Below are 2,278 nucleotides of genomic sequence, written 5' to 3' on the forward strand. Positions count from 1 at the left end.
TCCCACTGCTCATCGGTGAGATCGCTCGGGTACGACTTGCGCATGCTCATGCCACAACCCAAGCGAACCCCGAACTCCTGACCGGCAGCGATGCCCCAACGTCACACCATCGAGCGATGACAAGACCGACGGAACGCCACATCCCGCACTCTGAGATCGTGCCTCCGTGAGTGAACTGGTTGAGCATGTCGATGAGCATGACCGCGTGTTGGGAGTCGTCGACCGAGATGAGGCGGTGCGTGAGAAGTGGCCGCATCGCATTGCAACGACGATCTGTCGTGATCGCGATGGGCGGATCTTGGTGCTGCGACGGGCCGAGACGTTGTCCCGGTTCCCGGGCTGTTACGACGTGATGGTCGGCGGTGCCGTGAACGTGGGCGAGTCGTACGAGCAGGCGGCAGTCCGCGAGCTGACCGAAGAGCTGGGCGTTCGTGCGCCCGTGCGTTTCATGTTCAAGTTCCTTTGCCGGAAGGGGATCGGCCCCGTGTGGTTCGGGGTGCACGAGGCTGTCGTGACGGGCCCTTTGGTCCCGGACCCAGGTGAGATCGCTTGGCAGGACTGGATGACAGTCGACGAACTTCGTGAAGTCGCTGATGAATGGCTCTTCGTTCCGGGAGGGCGGGAGGCCCTGCGCCGATATCTGGAGTCCGGATCCGGTAGCGGTGCGGGCCAGCCAGCGGCCGGGTGATCGGCGATACTGGTCGCTGCGCTTCAGGGTGAGCATCAGATGCAGGAGCCGATGACGGTGGTTCGCGGCGTTGGACGGCGCCTGACCTTGGATTCCACGGCACCGCCACTGGGCTCAGCGCCGCACGGCACGCAGTCCGTCCAGGAGCAGCCGCCGTCCGAACTCGAAGTGTTCGAACCGCGTCAGTCCACCGACCGTGCACAATCCGTCCGACCAGATCAGCCAGGTCGTCACCGTCGAGGGAACCCGGATCGTGCGTCTCGGGTGCGCCTCACCGGGGGGAGTGCGTTACACCGTGCGCAATTCCGACACGATCGGGGTGGACGGGGGGTCGGTGAGGCCGGTCATCTGGCTCGCGGTCATTTTTGGCGTTCTCCTCTTGTCCGGGTCCTCGTGCGCCAGGAGACGAACGGGGAGGCAGTCCCCTGGTGAGGTGCGCGTCGGTTACGCTAAAACCTGACGTAAGACCATCGCCGAACTCCTGCCCTGCGTCATCGACGGTCGTGCCACACCCGCCCTGCGCAAGCGGCTGGCGACGGAGCGTGAGCAGGTCGACCAGCGCATCACCGATCTCCTGCAAGCCCGGGACCGGCTCGACTCGGTCGTCACCGCCGCCACCGGCAACATGCTCACGGGCATGTCCTGCCGACGGGAGGCCGGAGTGCACGTCCAGCACTGACGGACGACGAGGGGTGGCGGTTCGGCCGCGAGTCGTGCGTCGGCGCGATGGGCGTCCCCGCGGCGCGTCCGCGGAGGCGGCAGCCCGCGATGCGGCCTGCCGAGGCGGGTTGTGCGCGGACCCCTACGTATCCTCGCCAGACGCGGACGAGCGTGCTCGGACCCCGTCCAGAAGGTAGTGGGTGCGGCGCGGTCGTAGTCGTCCCGGGGGAGGCCGTTTGCCGTGCTTGAGGGCGAGGGCGTCGTCGACGACGAGGGCGTGGAGGTCGCCCGCCGTGAGCTCGGGCCGCAGCGCACCGGAGGCCCGCGCCGCTGCGACGACCTCTTCGATGACGGCTTCGATGAGGCCGGCCCTGCCCGCCGAACCGGTTGGAGATCGTGGCCTCGCGCTATGCCGGTTCTGCTGTGTGCGCTGGTCCGGGACGGCCGCAGTGGGCTATGACGGGTCTTCAAAGTTGAGCGGTGCGGAGGTGTCCGCGGGCTCGGCGGGTGGTGACGCAGCGTGTGCGTAGGCGCTGGTTCGTAGCGTTGCGGAACCCGAAGGCGGCGCGGGCGACGAGCTTGATCACGCGGTTGATGTCCTCGCTTTTGGCGTTGCTGTGTCCGGTGTCGATGAACGCGGCGATCTCGTTCCACCAGCGGTCCACGGTGGTGGCGAGGGTACGCACTTCCGGGATGTCGGCGTCCGCGCACCAGGTGAGGAACTTGTAGCGGGCCTGGCCGATGCGGTGGCGGTCGGCGCCGGTGCGGGCCAGAGCGAGGAGGGTGCGCAGACTTTCCTTGGCGATCCAGGCGGTCAGCAGCGTCTGTCCGATCTTCCCGGGGCTTCCCCCTGAGCCGTGGACACCGTTTGCTATGCGGCAGTGGTCAGCGTAACCGTTCGCTGTTCGAAGGCGATCGGGCTGACCTGAC

2 protein-coding genes are annotated in these 2,278 nt (G+C 67.2%); one reads left to right on the forward strand and one right to left on the reverse strand.

What is annotated here, in order from left to right; genetic code table 11:
• Positions 1 to 166 precede the first annotated feature (166 nt).
• The gene (locus tag ACFC02_RS42305; protein ID WP_376368314.1) at positions 167 to 688 is read left to right on the forward strand and encodes an NUDIX hydrolase; all 522 of its coding nucleotides are present in this window, start codon (positions 167 to 169) and stop codon (positions 686 to 688) included.
• A 1,127-nt stretch (positions 689 to 1,815) separates the two neighbouring features.
• On the opposite strand, the gene ACFC02_RS42310 is transcribed toward ACFC02_RS42305, so the two are convergent.
• Positions 1,816 to 2,278: transposase (locus ACFC02_RS42310; protein ID WP_376368316.1), on the reverse strand; the 463-nt coding region annotated here is incomplete at its 5' end.

This window comes from Streptomyces sp. NPDC056160, from assembly GCF_042268205.1.
Taxonomy (GTDB): Bacteria; Actinomycetota; Actinomycetes; order Streptomycetales; family Streptomycetaceae; genus Streptomyces.